Here is an 18,056-nt window from a genome sequence, read left to right as displayed (position 1 = left end):
GATGTGGCGTCGATTGGGGGTCAGCGTCTTTCTCCGGGTCACTTGGCGGGAGCGCTCATCGAGAAGGGCGCGGCCGCCTTGGTGCTCGCCCATTGCTTGTTCGGCGTCGGCCCCATCACGAACCGCAGCGTGCCGCCCTGCGCCAACGCCTCGCGGGTGAAATAGGCCATATCGTGCGGTGCGCCGTTGAGCGTCACCGACTGGATATAGACATTGTCGGGGCTGTTATTCTCGGCCTCGATCGCCAGCGTCTTGCCGTTCGGCAAGGCCAAAGTGACCTTCTGGAACAGCGGGCTGCCGATCGCATATTGGCCGACCGTCGGCGTCACCGGATAGAAGCCGAGCGCGGACCAGACATACCAAGCCGAGGTCTGCCCGTTATCCTCGTCGCCGGGATAGCCATCCGGAGTCGCCGAATAGAGCCGCTTCATCACGTCGCGGGCGCGATATTGCGCTTTCCACGGCGCACCGGCCCAGTCGTAGAGATAGATCATGTGCTGGATCGGCTGATTGCCATGGGCATATTGGCCCATGTTGACGATCTGCATCTCGCGCGTTTCGTGGATCACCGAGCCATAATAGCTGTCGTCGAAGATCGGCGGGGTAGTGAAGATGCCGTCGAGCCGATCGACGAACTTCCTGTCGCCGCCCATCAGGTCGATCAGCCCCTGCGTATCCTGCATCACGGCCCAGGTGTAGTGCAGTGCATTCCCCTCGGTGAACGCATCACCCCATTTGTAGGGATTGAACGGCGTCTCCCACGACCCGTCCTTGTTGCGTCCGCGCATCCACCCGCTCTGCGGATCGTAGAGCTTGCGGTAATTCTGCGCGCGTTGGGCATAAAGCTTCGCATCCTCGGTCTTGCCGAGCGCAGCGGCGAGCCTCGACAGCGAGAAATCGGCGGTCGTATATTCGAGCGTCCGCGCGGCATTTTCGTTGATGCCGACATCGTAGGGCACGTACCCGAGCCGGTTATAATATTCGACGCCCTCGCGGCCGACGGCGCTCACAACCTCGCCCTTCTTGTCCGTCGGGCGGCCCGCGCTGGTCGTCGCGTTCTTGACCATCGCCTTGTAGAGCGTTTCGACATCGAAGCCACGCACGCCATTGGCGTAAGCATCGGCGATGATGTTCGCCGAGTTCGACCCGATCATCACGTCGCGATAGCCGGGGCTCGCCCATTCGGGTAGCCAGCCGCCCTCTTTGACCGTGTTGGCCAAGCCCTGCATCATCTCGCTGTCGCGCTCGGGATACATCATCGCGAAGAACGGGAAGACCGCGCGCCACGTGTCCCAGAAGCCGTTGTCGGTGTACATGAAGCCGGCATGGACCTTGCCGTCATAGGGGCTGTAATGGACCGGCTTTCCCGTGGCATCGATCTCGTAGAACATCCGCGGGAATTGTAGCATCCGATAGAGCGCCGAGTAGAAGGTCCGGCGATTGTCGAGATTGGGATCCTCGACCCGGACGCGCGCCAGCTGCGTTTCCCACGCCTGCTTCGCCTTGGCCTGGGTCTGGTCGAAACTGTCCTTGCCGACCTCCGCGTCGAGATTGCGCGCCGCCTGTTCGGGGCTGATGAACGACGACGCGACCTTGACGCCGACCTGCTCCCCCGCCGCGGTCTTGAAGCTGACCACCGCGCCGACATGGCCGCCTTCGCGCGTCTTGGCGGCGGAGAGCTGGTAATTGTCGTCCCAGGTGCGGGTCACGGTGAAATCGTGGTCGAATTCGGCGACGAAGTAATTGTGGAAATTGTCGGGCACGCCGCCGCTATTGTTGCGGACATAGCCGGTGATCCGCCGCTTGACCGGATCGATCGTCACCATCGAACCGCCATCCTGGCCATCGATCAGGATGTGGGCGTCGTCGCTCTTGGGGAAAGTGAAGCGGAATTGCGCCGCGCGCGCGGTCGGAGTGACCTCGGCGGTGACGTCGTAATCGGCGAGATAGACCTTGTAGCCGTAGGGGCGCGCCTCCTCCGCCTTGTGGCTGAACCAGCTAGCGCGATCCTCCTGCTCGATCTTGAGCGGACCGGTCTCGGCGAACAAAGCGAGCGCGGCGTAGTCGTTCATCCAGGGGCTGGGCTGATGCGTCTGCTTGATGCCGTTGATCTTTTTCGCGGCATAGGTGTAGCCCCAGCCGCTGCCCATCTTGCCGGTCACCGGCGTCCAGAAATTCATCCCCCAGGGCACCGCGATCGCCGGATAGGTGTTGCCATAGGACAGAGCATGGTCGCTGTCGGTGCCCATCAGCGGATTGATCAGGTCGACCAAGGCGGGCTGCGGCGTCGCGACGGGCTGTGCGAAGGCGGGCGCTGCGCTGCCGATGACGGGCGACGACAGCAAGGCACCTGCGCTCAGCAAGGTCACGATGGTCCTGATCACGATCGGCGTCCCTTTTTCATGATGGCCGGCAGCGGCCGCGGCGCGATGCCTTCATTGGTCATGACCACCGGTGCGATGGTCCCGTCGGCATTGAACGTCATGCGATCGATCGCCAGTTGGCGGTGGTCGCCATTGTCGTCGCCGAGCGGCCGGCGATGATAGACGATGTACCAATCGTCGGTGCCCGGCACGTTGACTACTGAATGGTGCCCCGCGCCGCTGGCGATGTGGAAATCCTGTGCGAGGATGGTGCCCCTCGGCTCGAATGGACCGAGCGGGCTTTTGCCGGTCGCATAGGCGACGCGATAATCGGGGCCGGTCCAGCCGCCCTCCGACCACATCAGATAATAGATCCCCTTGCGCTTGATCACGAAGGAGCCCTCGACATAGCCGGGCGGGGTGATTTCCTTCCATGTCGTACCGTCCGGATAGGGTTCCACCGACTTCAGATCGGGGCTCAGCCGGACGACGTTACAATGGCCCCAGCCGCCGTAATAGAGGTAGGTCCGGCCATCGTCGTCGCGATAGACGAAGGGATCGATCGGCTGCGCGCCGTTGTGGAAGGCGGGCACCAGCGGATGGCCGATCGCGTCGCGAAACGGTCCGCCGGGACTGTCCGACACGGCCAGGCCGATGCCGCCGGTTTCCTTGTCGCTCTGAATGTCGTTGGCGCCGAAGAAGAGATAATATTTGCCGTCGCGCTCGATCGCCGACGGCGCCCATACCGCATAGGCCGCCCATTTGATGCTGGCGGTATCGAGCACATACCGATGCCGCGTCCAATGGACGAGATCGGGCGAGGAAAACGCGTCGAGGAACGTCTGCTTGAGATATTCCGGGCGGATCTTCGGCTTGGCACGCTTCGCCGTTTGAGCGGCGGTGAACAACGGCGGCATGGGATCGGGCTTGCCGCTATCGTCCGAATAGGTCGGATAGATCCAATAATGTCCGGCGAAGATGCGGATTTCGGGATCGGCATACCAATCGGGCACGATCGGGTTGGACGCAAGCACGGGAAGCGGCACCGCCAGCGCAAGCCCTGCCGCGGCAAGGCGCATCGCTATCCTTCGCATGCCGTCTCGGCCCCCTTGGTTGGGACGGCGGCGGAGAGAGGCCGCCGTCCCGGTTACGATCGATCAGAACTTGAACGCGGCGCCAAGATAGAAGCGGCGACCGGTATATTGCGACGAATAATAGCGGGCCTTGGTGTCGTTCCCCAGATGCGACCTCGCCGTCTCCTTGGTGAGATTGATCACCGAGCCGGTGATCGTGAGGTTGTGGAACACCTCGACCGAGGCGTTGAGGTCGACCTGCTGATACGGGTCGTCATAGACATTGAGCCCCGACACCAGCCCCTGCACCCGTTCGCCGCGCCGGTTATACGATGCCCGCAACAGCACTGGGCCCTTTTCGTAGAATATTGAGGCATTCCACTGCGTCTTGGCGCTGCCGACCAGCGGCGAGGTGCCGATCTTCTGGCCATTAAGCGAGACGTCGGCGACCGATGTATGGTTGTAGGTGAAGTTCACCTGCGCGCCGAGGCCGAACGACAACGTGTGCTGCGCATAGACTTCGACGCCTTCCGACTTGGCGCTCGAGCCGTTCGCCTGGGTCGAATAGGATTGGACCAGCACGGTCTGCCCCTGCACTTCCTGGTTCAGGTCGAGCACCAGCGGCACCACGAAGTTCTTCACATCCTTGCGGAACGCGGCGACGCCGAGCACCGAACCCGGGTGGAAATACCATTCCGCACCGATGTCATACGCCCAGGCCGAGAACGGCGACAGGTTGAAGTTGCCGCCGTCGCCCGACCAGCCGGCCCGTTCGCCAAACTGCGCGCGATCGAACGTGTAGGCGTCCGAATGGAACGTCAGCGAGCGCGCCGAAGCGAGGTCGTTATAGGAGGGGCGGGCAACGACCTTCGAAACCGCGGCGCGGACCAACAGGTTCGGCGTCACGTCCCAGGAGATATTGAAGCTCGGCAGCACGTCCGTATAGCTCTTGGACTCGCTGTTCGGGCTGAAGACGCGGACTTCGCGCTGGCTCTGCGGGATGACCTGGCAATTGCCGTCCGGGCCGATCGGCCGGTTGGGATCGAACGGGCCGCCGGGGCCGTCGACGCAATAGTCGTTCTCGAAATACAGCGTATCGGTCGACGTGCCCGTCTGTTTCGTGTTGGCGATGCGGATGCCGATATTGCCGCGGATCGGACCCGACTTGAAGTTCAGCTGGGCATAACCGGCCCAGATCTTCTCCCCGATCCTGTAGAGGTTCTGCGGCTGCGGGACCTTCACGGCCTGACCATAGGTCGAGTTCAAATAGTTCAGGTAACTGGTCATGTTGATCGCCGGGAAGGACGACGCCGTGAACCCGCCGGGGATATTGCTGATCGGATTGCTGTAGAAGAAGGACGGCTGCGCCACCGCACCCTGCGGCGTGTCCTGGAAGCGCAGCAACGTGGCCGGATCGGCATACCAATCCTGCTCGCCGGTCGAGCGCTGGACGCGACCGTCGCGCCACTTGCCGCCAACCTGGATCGAGCTGATGAAGAAATCGTCGAACGTGCGCGTCACGTCGATCTGGGCGTAGCGCTGCTCGATGCTGCTGTTGGTATAGCCTGACCCGGTCGATCCGGTATCGACCTGGGCGATACCCGCCAGGATGTTCTTCTGCACATCGGGCGAGAAGGTCATGCCCAGGTCGCCGCCGCTGAAGTCCCAGCTGCTCAGGAAGTTGCCGTTCTGCGTGACGGCACCAGTCAGGCGAGGCTTCACCGCGACTTTCATCTGTTGCGACGGACCGCCGGTCGACTTCGTCTTGCCGACCACGAACGACACGGCAAGGTGGCCGAGATTCCAATCGCCATGCAGGTCGTAGGTGTTCGAGATTTGCTTTTCGCGCTGATAGATGGCCGACAGCTGCGGCGTTTCCATCGTACAGATCGGAGTGTTGGCGGAGCAGCCCTGTCCCGCCGGCGGCACCTGGAAGGTCGCCGACTGCATGACCGTGCCGCTCTTGTCGAACTTCGCGCCAGTGAAGAAGTTGCCGTAGCCCCATTCGGGGATCTTCAGCACATTGTCTTCTTGCGTGCGATTGAGCTGGAAGCGGAAATAATTCGCGGTGAGGCGCAGATTGTCGAACGGCTTGAAGTCGATCGTCGCCTGAATGCCGATGCGCTCGCGCTTGTCGGTGGTGATCTGCTCGTTGACCGACTGGGGCGCCCAATAGCCGTTATAATGCTGACCCGATTGCGTAGTCGGGGCCTTGTCCTCCGACCAATAGGTGATCGCGTCCTGGTTGGGCAGCACGTTGCCGTTGACGTCGGTCGCCGGCTTGCCGTTGCGGCCACCATCGGTCCACCATTGCCAACTCTCGGTCGAGCCATCCATCTCGCGGTTGGTGCGCTTCTGCCAGCTGCCGCCGACCAGCAGGCCGATCGTGCCGGCGTCGTTGCGCCATGAAATCTGACCGGTGAGTTGCGGTTCGATCTTGTCGGTGACGTCCGAATCGGTGCCCTCGGCCGAAACGAAGCCCGACCAGGGCTTGAGATCGAGCGGCCGGCGCGTGCGCAGGATGACGGTGCCGCCGACCCCGCCCTCGTCGAGCCGCGCTTCGGGCGACTTGTAGACCTCGACGCTGCCGATCATGCTCGACGGCAGCAGCAAATAGTTGAACGACCGCGATGGATCGCCGGAGTCGGTGCCGGCGATGAAATTGCCGTTGAGCTCGGTCAGCGTCAGGTCGGAATTCAGGCCGCGAATGCTGACTCGCGAGCCTTCGCCGCCGTCGCGGGAAATGATGACGCCCGGCACGCGCTGCAGCGCGTCGGCGACGTTCTTGTCGGGGAATTTGCCGACATCCTCGGCCGTGATGACGTCGATAAAGGCGTTGGCCTCGCGCTTGGTCCGCAAGCTGGCCTCGATCGACTGGCGATATCCGGTGATGGTGATTTCGCCGGCCGAATCGGCAGCCTGGGGATCGGCGGGCTGCGCGCTAGCGTCAGGCGTAGCGGGTACGGCAGGCGCGGTCTGCGCCTGCGCGATGCCGGAGAAACCGCCCGAGAAACCAATTGCCGCGCCGGCGGTCAGCATGAGGTCGCGAATCAGCCTGGCCCGCGACCGGGTGCATGCTGTGCCCAAGCCAAGATCGATGTGACGAATGCTCATATGGATCTTCCCTCTTCCATGAGTGAGGGCGTTATCGCCCTCCGTTTTTCTTTTCGTTCGACGCCGCGGCGGGGCTCGAAGCCCGTCCGCAAACCTGTCGCGGCGCAATTCAGAATATAAAAAGCAATTTGTCAATTAAATTGTCCGGCGCGATTTTTTCCTGCTCGGGCGTAGCTCCGCCCTCATCACAACCTAAGATTTTGTCTTATTAATTCAGTGTATTACTTCGCATCCGGCAACGCTCGCAGCGGAGCCGCGATTGCCGACAAGGCTTCCGGCGACGCCTTGGCGCGCGCACGATCATAGGTCAGCAGGCCGTTGATCTCGTCCTCGACATCGGTCGTCTGGGTATAGATCGAGGCGCTCAGTCCATCCTCGCGCGCGGCACGAATGACCCCGGCCATCTTGCGGCGGAAACGGGCGAGATAATCCTCCTCGCCGGTCGCCACCTGATAGCCCCAATTCTTCTTTCCGGGCCGCCAGATATGGCCCGCGATCGGCATGCCGATGCCGCCATATTCGCCGATCACGATCGCGCGGGCAGACTTGCGCGTCGGCGTGTTAGGCACGTCTTCATAGGTGTGGATGTCGAACACGTCCGAGGCGCCGGGCGCGACGTCGAGCCAGCCGCTATCGGCATCAACCAGCCGGCCAGGGTCCATGCCCTTGACGTAGCGGGCCAGGGTCGCGGAATCATACTGCCCCCAGCCCTCATTGTTGACCACCCACATCACGATCGAGGGAAAGCCGCGCAGGTCGCCGATCATTGCGGCGAGTTCGTTCTGGTTTTCCGCCATCGCGTCCGACGACAGCACTGCCTGGCTTTTGCTGGTTCCGGTGACGAATTGATCCTCACCGCCGCCCGAGGGCATATCCTGCCAGATCAACATACCGAGGTGATCGGCGTCGTAATAATAGCGCGCCGGCTCGACCTTGATATGCTTGCGCAGCATGTTGAAGCCGGCGCGTTTGAGGAAGATCAAATCGCTCTTCATCGCCTCTTCGGACGGCGGGGTGTAGAGACCGTCGGGCCACCAGCCCTGATCGAGCGTACCGTTCTGAAAGAGCGGCTTGTTGTTGAGCAGGATCGCCGGCTGGCCCGCGACCCGCCCGGGACCAATGGAGATCTTGCGCATCGCGAAATAGGTATCGACCGTATCGCGCGGCGTGCCGGCGATGCGCGCCGCGGCATAAGTCCGATCCTCGCCCGCGGTGAAGCGCGCGTCATAAGCCTTGCGATCGCGCTCCTCCTGCCCGGCATAGGGATCGGCGACGGTCACCAACTCGGCCTTGAGGTCATAGAGATAGGGATCGTCGGGCGACCACAAGCGAGCATTGGGAATCGCCAGCGTCGCGCGGCGATTGGCCCGGATGATCGTCGACGCGATCACCTTGCCGCCGGCGCTCGCCGTGAGCTTTACCGCATCGGTGTCGTTCGCCCATCCGCTCAATGCAACCGCGACATCGACGACTCCGCGGTCGATGTCGGGCGTCGCGCGAACGTCCTCGATATGGAGTTTGGGCACGGGCTCGAGCCACACCGTTTGCCAGATGCCGCTGACCGCGGTGTACCAGATGCCCGAGGGGTCGAGAATCTGCTTGCCGCGGGGCTGCGTGCCGGCGCTGGTCGGATCGGCGACTTGTACGACCAGCTCGTTCTGCCCGGGCTTAAGATAATCGGTGATGTCGAAGCCGAACGTGTCGAAGCCGCCCTTGTGCGACCCGACGACGGCGCCATTGACCCAGATCGTCGCGGCAAAATCGACCGCGCCGAAATTGAGCATGACGTGCTCGCCCGCCCAATCCTGCGGCACGGTGAAGCTGCGGCGATACCAGATGCGATCGTCGGGCGTGACCTTGCGGGCGACGCGCGACAATTTCGATTCGACCGGATAGGGCACCAGGATCTGGCCATCCATTCGGGCCGGCTGCGGCGCCGAATCCCTGGCGATCGCATAGTCCCACAAGCCGTTGAGATTGAGCCAGCGCTCCCGCTTCAGTTGCGGCCGGGGATAGCTGCGCCAGGCATTGTCGGGCGTGACGTCCTTGCCCCACCGGGTCATCAGGTCACCGGCATAGACGCTATCGCCCGCTGGAGCAGTCTGCGCCGCGGTGTCGATCGCGCTGATCGCCAGGATCATCGACGCGATTGCTGCGATTAGCGTGCGCATGGCGTTTCTCCTCGAGCGTTGGACCATCGGTCAGCGATCAAATTGGTGAGCCCAGGGCGCGCGGGCTGGCGCAGCCCTGGGCTCTTGCCTCCGTCGAGGGGGGAGGGGAACGGAGGCAAAGGGGTACGGCGGGTCAGGGCATCGGCGACATAGATGGCGGCGCGTCGGCCGGCGCCGCGCCCCAATTCTTGTTCGGCGTTGGGCCCATGGTCAGCACCAGCTTGGCGCCATCCTTGATATCGTCATGGCTGAACCACGGCTTGCTCCACGGCCGGCCGTTGAGCGTTGCCGACTGGATGTACATGTTCGTGGCGGAGTTGTTCCTGGCCTCGACCTCCAGCGTCTTGCCGTTGCCCATCTGCAGCTTGACGTCGTCGAAGATCGGGCTGGCGATGATGTAATTCTGGTTCGACGGATCGACCGGATAGAATCCCATCGCGCTCAGCACGTACCAGGACGATGTCGCGCCCTGATCGTCCATTCCGGGATAGCCATAGCCCGACGCGTCGCTGCCATACATTTCGGCGAGGATCCGGCGAGTCAGCGCCTGCGTCTTCCACGGCTGGCCGCCCCAGTCGTAATAATAAGCGGCCTGCTGGTCGGGCTGGTTGCCCTGGACATATTGGCCGATCAGCCCGGTGCAATCGCGGCAGATGCCCTTGGGATTGTAGGGCGTGGAGAAGAACCGATCGAGCTTGGCGGTGAAGGCCTGGCGGCCGCCAAGCAACCTGGCCAGCCCGTTGACGTCATGAGGCACCAGCCACAAGGTCGACCAGCCCGACGCCTCCTTCATCATGAAATTGTAATAGGGTTCGCCCGGATCGAACGGCGAAATCCACTTGCCGTCGGCGGTCCGGCCGCGGACGAAGCCAACCGATTTGTCGAACACGTTGGCGTAATTGTGCGCGCGCTTCAGGAACAGGGCGTAATCGTCCATCTTCCCGAGCCGCATGGCATATTGCGCCATCGCGAAATCGTCCCAGGCATATTCGAGCGTGGTCGCAGCCCCCGCCTTGCCGCCGGCATAAGGCGGGCTGGGATTGTGGTCGGGGACGACATCCGCGATCCAGCCGTTCTTGTCGTACTCGGCGAGATAATGGCGCGGGCCGGCGGGATCGGTCGCGTTCTTGCGGAGATATTCATACGCCGCCGGATAGTCGAACGGGATGCCGCGCTCCCACGCGCCCAAATACATGAACACCGCATTGTCGCCGTGGAACGACGTGTTCATGAAGCCCTTTTCGCGCGCCATATCGAGTTCGGACTGCATGATGTCGCGCATCGTCTCCGGCTCCAGCAATTCGAGCAGGACGATCTGGTTGCGGCCGGTATCCCAGAACGGCACCGGGCCGTAGCGATCGTGCGTCGCGGTCTGCACCTTGCCGTTGGTGTCGGTGAACTTCTCTCCCTTGGCGGCAACCAGGCGCGGGCTGGCGAACGACTGGAACAAGGTCGAATAGAACAGCATCCGCTGCTTGGGCGTCCCGCCGGCCACCTGGACGCGATCAAGCAGTTTCGACCAGGCACCGCGCGCCGCGTTGCGAACGCCATCGAAATTCCAGCCGGGTAATTCGTCGCGCAGGCGCTGCTCGGCCTGGGCGTAGCTGGTACCGTGCGCGATCTTCATCAGCACCTTCTCGCCCGCCTTGGTGCGAAAGGTGATGTAACCGCCCGCAAAACTGCCGGAGATCGTGCGCTGGCCGGGCTCGACCCTTTTGTCGCCGATACCCCAGCCCTTGGCGTCGCCGGGCGCCTTGCTGAAGGTTCCCAGGCTGGCGAACGGCTTGGAGAACAGGGCGACGAAATAGGCGCCGTCCGCGCCGCCGCTATCCTTCGACACGCCCCGCACCATCTGGTCGCCGACGATCTCGATATCGCCGCCATGTTCGGGAAAGTTGATCAGCACGTTCGACCGGTCGCTTGCGGGAAAGGTGAACCGCATCAGGCTCGCCCATTGCGTGGCGGTCAGTTCGGCCGTCGTCCGGAACGTGTCGAGATAGACCGAATAATAGCCCGGCGACGCGATCTCGCGCGACTTGTCGTAATAGGATTGCGAATAGGCAGGGGGCACCGACCAGTCGCCAACCACCGGCATGATGATCGGCTCTGCGCGGCCGCCATAGGACGACCCGCCGCCGCCGGAAAATCCGATCATCGTCGGATTGGTGTAATAATAGGGAACCTCGACGCCGTTCGGATAGGTCAGCGCGATATTGTTGTTGATCGGCGCCGCCTCGACCGAACTGTGCGGCAGGCGCGCGCCCGGCGAGGTCTGGCCGGAATAGACCGGCTCGCCCGGCGGCGGTGCGTTGCCGATCAACTCAGGCCGGTCGAGCGGCGCGGTGCCAACCAGCGGATTGACCTCATCGACCGGGGCTTTGGCGGGAGCCGTCTGCGCGCTGACGACCGCCGCCCCCGACAAGGCGAGCGACAGGCTCAGCGGCAATAGCAACAGGCGAGCGCTGCGACCCTGCCCATCCGGCCATGCAAGCTTCTGGCGGATACCCACGGTACCTCCCCTGGTTCTCGGAGCTATTGCTGCCCCTGGCGACCACCCCATTGGTCCTGTTTCCAACGGCGTCGAGCAGTACCGTCGATTAAATTAAGTATTTTGTCAATTGAATTAGTACGGCAAAAAAGCTCGCCCGTGCCGTACGTTATCTGTCGGTGAAGCCGGATGGATCGACGCTGTTTACGCGTCGATCGCGCTCAGCGCGCCGGCTGGATAGCTCGGCCGTTGGTGTTGCTGGTCGCCGGCACTTTCCACAAGGCGCCGGGCTTGGGCAGCAGGAAATGGCTGAACGGCAGGATGGCCGCTCCAACCGCGGGCGCGTCGTCCGACAAGGCAGCGCGTGCCACCGGCGCGATCACCGGCACGTTGGTCGCCTGGTCGCGCAACAGATCGTGTGCTCGTTCCGCCAGACGCTCGACGATCGCGCTCGGCAAGCGCCCACCGACCAGCACGACGCCGGGATTGATCAGGCAATTCACCGCCTCGAGCGGGACGTAGAGCTGCTCGGCTGCCTGGCTGATCCATCCATCGACGCACGTCTCGGCCGCCGGCGACAGCTTCGCCACGCCCATCACATCGGCGAGGCTCAACCCGTCGCGCTCGAGATGCCCGGCCAGGCCCGACAGCGATACGAGATTCTGGATCTGATCGCGCGGACCGCTGCCAGGCGCGTGCATGAAGCCCAGTTCTCCGCTGCGGCCGTCGACGCCACGGAAATAGGCGCCATCGATGACGAGGCCGCCGCCCAGCCCCGATGAGATAAGGATGTAAAAGAAAGTGCTGTGCTTCTGCCCAAGGCCGAGCTGCATCTCCCCCATCGCGGCGGCCGCAGCGTCATTCTCGACGAAGATCGGCAGCGAGAAGGGTTTGTCGAACAGATCGCCCATGTCGATCTTGTCCCACTTGGCATAGTCTGCGGGACGCCCCGGCAGATCGACCAGACCGAGATCGTCGGGGACCGCCACGCCCAGACCGACCAGGCTCGCCTCCTTGATCCCCGCCGACCGCATCATCTCTTTGATCGATCGCCGATAGAGTGAGCGGACATGGTCGGGCAGCGCGAAATTCACTTCCTCCGACACGCGGGCCAAGGTCTCGCCGGCGAAGTTGACCAGCACGATGGTGATGTGGTCGCGGTCGATATTGACGCCGATCGAGTGGCAGGCATCGCGATTGATGACGAGCTTGGTCGGCGGCTGGCCACGCCCGCCGCGGCGCTGGCCCGCCTCCTCGATCAAGCCGTCCGCGAGCAGGCGCTTGGTGATGTTGGCGATGGCCGGCGCGGTCAGCCCGGTAATCTCGGCGAGTTCCACTCGGGTCAGCAATCCGTTGATACGGATCGCATGGAGCGTGACGCGCTGATTGTGGTCGGCGGCGCGCTCCAGGTTGGTGCCCGAGAGCCTGAGGCGGGTTGTCGGCTGGGTCATCCGTGCATCCTTATTGCCCGAGCGCGGGCGGTCCCCACTTCTTGTTGAATCACGAGGCGACGGATGACCATGAGCATAGTCATACGAATTAGCTGGCCGCGGTCGAGAACGCCAATGGGGAATATCCCCACAATGGTTTCAATTCTGGCCATTACGCCGCCTTTGCTCGGGGTTGGTTGATGGCATCCTCCATCGCTTCCAGCGTGACCCCGCGCGTCTCGGGGAAGAAGCGCCAGACGATGAGGAATTGCACCGCCATTGCCGCCGCGAAGAACCAGAAGGGTGCCGCCTGAGTATAGCGCGCGACCACCGGGAAACCGAACGCGATCAGCGCATTCATTCCCCAATGCGTCGCGCTGCCCAGCGCCTGGCCGCGCGCGCGCACGGCGGTCGGGAAAATCTCCGACAGATAGACCCAGATCACCGCACCCTGCGAAATCGCGAAGAACAGGATGAAGCCGATCAACGCGGGAAGCAGCAGTGTCTGTCCCTGCCCGGTCGAATAGATCGTCGCCACCGCCGCCAGCGCGATCCCCGTGCCCGCGGCGCCGATCAGCAGCAACGGCTTGCGCCCCGCGCGGTCGATCACCGTCATCCCGACAAAGGTCGCCAGCAGATTGGCGACGCCGATCGCGACCGATTGCAGGTCGGCCGATAGCCGATCGAACCCCGCGGCGGCGAAGATATCGCCAAGATAATAGAGGATCGCGTTGATCCCGGAGAGCTGATTGAACGCGGCGACGCCGATCGCGAGCAGGATCGGCTTGCGATAGGCCGCCCAGCTGAGCCGGGCATTCGACGTCTCGACCTGATCGCTGCGGAATTCGGCGATGATCGTCTGCGGGTCGCCCATCCCGAGCTGGGCAATCGCCGCCAGCGCATCCTCGTCACGCCCGCGTTGCGCCAGCCAGCGCGGCGACGGCGGGATGCGCAACAGCATGATCAGGAACAGGATAGCCGGAAGGGCAGCGATGCCGAGCTTGATTTGCCAGGCGAGATCGGTCGTCACCAGCCGGCCGATCACGAAATTGCTGACATAGGCGACCAGGATGCCGATCACGACATTGAGCTGGAACAGCGCGACCAGGAATCCGCGCCGCGCCGCTGGACTCACCTCGGCGATATAGACCGGGGCGAGCACCGACGAGCCGCCGATCGCTAGGCCGCCGAGGAACCGGAACGCGACGAACGCCACGAGATTCCAGCTCATCGCCGAGCCTAAAGCCGAGATGATATAAGCGACCGCGATCCAGATCAGCACCGCCCGGCTGCCATATCGGTCGCCCGGCTTGCCCGCCCCGAGCGCGCCGATCAGCGTCCCGATCAATGCCGCCGATACCGCCGTCCCAAGCCCGATCGCGCTGAGCCCGAACACGCCCCGCAGCGCCTCGGTAACGCCCGAGATAACCGCCGTATCGAAACCGAACAGCAATCCGCCCAGGCTGGCAGTGCCCACTGCGTTCCAATTGACGCGTTCCTTCGGCGTGCCCATCAAGCTGTCTCCAACCGCACCCACGCTGTTCGCTCTATTTATTTATCTAATTGAAGTATTAATCCAGCTGGTCAAGCGCGTGTGGGCTCGAGGCGGCCACCGAATGGCGGCCGGGATCGAAGATTCAAGCAGCTGGCAGGCCACTTGTCGATCTGGCCTGCTCACTGGTCTGACCAATATCGACAAATACCACCGGAGGCGCTACGCCGCATGCCAGCGGACAACGCCGCGGGTTGGGGAGAGGATCGTGAAGCGGATACCGCATTTGCGCTGGTGGATCGTCGCGCTGATCTGCGCCGGCACGATCGCCAATTACCTCGCGCGCAATTCGCTCGGTGTGCTGGCGCCCGAGCTCAAGACGTCGATGTCGATCTCTACCGCGCAATACAGCTATGTCGTCATGGCGTTCCAGCTCGCTTATACCGTCATGCAGCCGATCGCCGGCTATATCGTCGACCGGTTCGGGCTGCGTGCCGGGTTCGCGTTTTTCGGGATCGCATGGTCCGCCGCCAACATGCTCCACGCGCTGGCCGGCGGATGGATCAGCCTTGCCTTCTTTCGCGGATTGCTGGGCCTGGCCGAGGCGGCGGCGATCCCGTCAGGCATGAAGGCGATTGCCGAATGGTTTCCGGCGCGCGAACGCTCGATCGCGACGGGGTGGTTCAACGCCGGAACCTCGCTTGGGGCATTGATCGCGCCCCCGCTCGTCGTCGCGGTCGCCTTATGGGGCAATTGGCGGCTGGCCTTTATCGTGACCGGCGCGGTCGGGCTGGTTTGGGCAGCCGCATGGTATGCCTTTTACCGATCGCCGACCGAGCATCCCGCGATCACGCCGCGCGAGCAGGCGATGATCGCAGAGGATCGCCCCAAAATCCCCGCCCGAAAGGCTAGCGCCCGCGAGATCTTGTCTTCCGCGCGCTTCTGGGTGATCGCGGTACCGCGCTTCCTTGCCGAACCAGCCTGGCAAACCTTCAGTTTCTGGATTCCGCTCTATCTCGCGACCGAGCGCCACATGGATCTGGCGCATATCGCAGCCTTTGCGTGGTTGCCGTTCCTGGCGGCGGATCTCGGCGGCGTGCTCGGTGGCTATCTTTCGCCGTTCTTCATGAAGCGCTTCCGCGTCAACCTGATACCCTCGCGCGTGCTCGGGATCAGCCTGGGCGCGGTATTGATGATCGCGCCCGGATGCATCGGGCTCGCTGTCAGCCCTTATGTCGCCATCGCCTTGTTCTGCATCGGCGGGTTCGCGCATCAGATGATCTCGGTGCTGATCAACACGCTGTCCGCGGACGTCTTCACGCCGGAGGAAGTCGGCACCGCCAATGGCTTTGTCGGGCAGGCAGGCTGGGTCGGCGGGCTGCTGTTCACGTTCCTGATCGGGCAATATGCCGATCGCGTCGGTTACGCACCCTTGTTCGCGGCGCTCGGCATATTCGATCTGATCGGGGCCGCGGTGCTGATCGCCTTTGTCCGCCGCTTGTCCCTCCCGCCAATGGAAGCCCGCTCATGAGACGCGCTGTGTTGTCCGACCCGCCATTGTTCGCGCTGACCGAACGCGGCCCCGGCCGGCTGACGCTCACCGCCGATACCGGCGCGGTCGCGCATGTGTTCGTGCTCGAGGACGACGTCGTCAGGCTGTTGCTGCTCGCCGATGGCAAGGTGACGAGCCCGCCGAGTTGGGCGATCGCGCCGGGCGCCGCCGACATCGCCGAGCCCGGGCGCGACCGCCTGGATGCTGCGGGGTTCGCCTGTCCCGATTTCCGGCTGGAGCGAGACGACGACCGGATCGTCGTCGAGACCGCGCGGCTGCGCGTCAGCATCCGGCTGCATGGCCTCTATTGCACATGGGAACAGCGTGACGGCGATGCGTGGCAGCTGATGGCGGCGGACCGGCCGACCCAGGCCTATGATTTCGGCTGGTGGGACGGCCGCGCGCATCATTATGTCGCGCGCCGGCCCGGCGAGCGTTTCTACGGACTCGGCGACAAAAGCGGCGACAATGATCGCGCCGGGCGGCGCTTCCGCCTGACCAATCTCGACGCGATGGGCTATGACGCGGAGACCAGCGATCCGCTCTACAAGTCGATCCCGTACGTCCTGGTCGCGGACGCCGACGGCCGTTGCCACGGCACCTTCTACGACACCAATGCCGACGTGCATTTCGACTTCGGGCGCGAGATGGACAATTATCACGGCTGGTACCGCCACATGGTGGCGGAGTCCGGCGATGTGGACCTGTGGATGATCGCCGGTCCCGATCCGCTGGCCGTCACCCGGCGCTTCACCTGGTTGACCGGCCGCCCGGCGCTGATGCCGCGCTGGTCGCTCGGCTATTCGGGGTCGACGATGAGCTATACCGACGCGCCCGATGCCGCGGCGCAGATGGCGGGGTTTCTCGACAAGCTCGCGGAGCACGATATCGGCTGCACCTCGTTCCATCTGTCGTCGGGCTACACGTCGATCGGCGACAAACGCTACGTGTTCAACTGGAACACCGACAAATTCGCCGACCCGGCCGGTTTCGTGACGAGCTACGCGCAAGCGGGCGTCGAGCTCGTGCCCAATATCAAGCCGGCCTTGCTGCGCAGCCATCCGCGCTATGACGAGGTCGCCGCCGAGGGGCTGTTCGTCGCCTATGACGACGGTACCCCGGTCGAGGTGCAATTCTGGGACGAAGTCGGCAGCCAGATCGACTTCACCAATCCGCGCGCCGCCGAGTGGTGGCGCGACCAGGTCAAGACCGCGTTGCTCGACAAGGGGATGGTCGCGACCTGGAACGACAATAATGAATATGAGATCTGGGACGCGCGCGCCCGGTTCGCCGGCTTCGGCCAGCCCCGCGCCGCCGCCGAAATGCGGCCCGTCCAGCCCTTGTTGATGACGCGCGCGTCGCGGCGCGCCCAGGCCGAGGCGCTGCCCGATCGCCGTCCTTATGCCGTCACGCGATCGGGCATGGCCGGACTGCAGCGTTATGCCCAGACGTGGAGCGGCGACAATCTGACCGAGTGGAAGTCGCTACGTTATAATGCGCGCCAGTCGATCGGGCTGGCGCTGTCCGGCGTATCGAACAGCGGCCATGATGTCGGTGGCTTCGCCGGACCGGCACCGTCGCCGGAGCTGCTGATCCGCTGGGTGCAGGCAGGCGTGTTGATGCCGCGCTTCAGCATCCATAGCTGGAACGACGACCGCTCCGTCAACGAGCCGTGGATGTACCCGGAGGCGTTGCCCGCGATCCGCCGACTGATGGCGCTGCGCCAGACGCTGATCCCCTTCTTCTATGACCTGCTGCACACCTATCACGCCGATTATGCGCCGATGGTGCGGCCGACCTGGCTCGACTTCCCCGACGACGCCGCCGCCTGGCAGGAGAATGACGAGCATCTGCTCGGCCCCAACCTGCTGGTCGCGCCGGTGATGGAGCAAGGTGCCGGAACGCGAACCTTGCGGCCGCCGGAAGGCGCGGAATGGCTCGACGTGTGGACCGGAGAGCGGATCGCCGGCGGAACATCGGTCACGCTCGATGCGCCGCTCGACGGCTTGCCGCCGCTGCTGGCGCGCGCCGGATCGGCGATGCTGGTTGATCTCGCGCGCGGCGGATGGCGGCCCGAACGCTATCGCCGCGGCGCGTGGCTGTTCCCGCCTCGTGACGGCGCCTTCACCTGGTCGGCGGTCGAGGATTCGGGCGATGGCGATGGGCCGGTCGATATCTGGCACCTCACCGGCCGGGCGGAGGCGACCCGGATCGTCGTCGACGTGCGCCGCGACGGAACCGGTAGCTGGGGCGATGGCATTATCACCCTGCTGCTGCCGCCGAACGAGACTCGTTCGCTAGTGGTCAATGGCGGCGTCGGCAGCGACATCGACCATGACGGCCGCCGCGGCGTCACCCTGACGATCTAGCGCA

9 protein-coding genes are annotated in these 18,056 nt (G+C 63.8%); 2 read left to right on the top strand and 7 right to left on the bottom strand.

Going from position 1 to position 18,056, the window contains the following annotated elements:
• Positions 1 to 38: 38 nt before the first annotated feature.
• The 7 genes from AC1DSD_RS09005 to AC1DSD_RS08975 form a co-directional block, all read right to left on the bottom strand.
• Positions 39 to 2,327 carry a GH92 family glycosyl hydrolase gene (locus AC1DSD_RS09005; RefSeq protein ID WP_478029892.1) on the bottom strand — a complete coding sequence of 763 codons (2,289 nt, stop codon included), beginning with the start codon at positions 2,325 to 2,327 and terminating at the stop codon, positions 39 to 41.
• A 53-nt stretch (positions 2,328 to 2,380) separates the two neighbouring features.
• Positions 2,381 to 3,457 (bottom strand): glycoside hydrolase family 43 protein, encoded by a 1,077-nt coding sequence (locus tag AC1DSD_RS09000; protein WP_478029693.1) that lies wholly within the window; start codon positions 3,455 to 3,457, stop codon positions 2,381 to 2,383.
• 63 nt (positions 3,458 to 3,520) lie between these two features.
• Entirely contained in the window at positions 3,521 to 6,550 is a 3,030-nt protein-coding gene (locus AC1DSD_RS08995; protein WP_478029692.1) for a TonB-dependent receptor, read from the bottom strand.
• Positions 6,551 to 6,771: 221 nt separating this feature from the next.
• Complete coding sequence (locus AC1DSD_RS08990) at positions 6,772 to 8,721, bottom strand: glycoside hydrolase family 2 protein (protein WP_478029691.1); 1,950 nt, start codon at positions 8,719 to 8,721, stop codon at positions 6,772 to 6,774.
• A 133-nt stretch (positions 8,722 to 8,854) separates the two neighbouring features.
• Positions 8,855 to 11,230 (bottom strand): GH92 family glycosyl hydrolase, encoded by a 2,376-nt coding sequence (locus AC1DSD_RS08985; protein ID WP_478029690.1) that lies wholly within the window; start codon positions 11,228 to 11,230, stop codon positions 8,855 to 8,857.
• 200 nt (positions 11,231 to 11,430) lie between these two features.
• Positions 11,431 to 12,660: an ROK family transcriptional regulator gene (locus AC1DSD_RS08980; RefSeq protein WP_478029689.1), complete on the bottom strand. Its 1,230-nt coding sequence runs from the start codon at positions 12,658 to 12,660 to the stop codon at positions 11,431 to 11,433.
• A 151-nt stretch (positions 12,661 to 12,811) separates the two neighbouring features.
• A complete protein-coding gene (locus AC1DSD_RS08975) occupies positions 12,812 to 14,152 on the bottom strand; it encodes a sugar porter family MFS transporter (protein ID WP_478029688.1) in 1,341 nt (446 codons plus the stop codon).
• Positions 14,153 to 14,399: 247 nt separating this feature from the next.
• Here AC1DSD_RS08975 and AC1DSD_RS08970 point away from each other — a divergent pair, with 247 nt between their 5' ends.
• Both AC1DSD_RS08970 and AC1DSD_RS08965 read left to right on the top strand, forming a co-directional pair.
• Positions 14,400 to 15,662, top strand: a complete 1,263-nt coding sequence (locus AC1DSD_RS08970) for an MFS transporter (RefSeq protein ID WP_478029687.1) — start codon at positions 14,400 to 14,402, stop codon at positions 15,660 to 15,662.
• Complete coding sequence (locus tag AC1DSD_RS08965; RefSeq protein ID WP_478029686.1) at positions 15,659 to 18,052, top strand: glycoside hydrolase family 31 protein; 2,394 nt, start codon at positions 15,659 to 15,661, stop codon at positions 18,050 to 18,052. The genes AC1DSD_RS08970 and AC1DSD_RS08965 overlap by 4 nt, the downstream gene beginning before the upstream one ends.
• Positions 18,053 to 18,056 lie beyond the last annotated feature (4 nt).

This window comes from Sphingomonas sp. P4_D12 (genome assembly GCF_056401895.1).
This window is presented reverse-complemented; position numbering and strand designations above follow the sequence as displayed.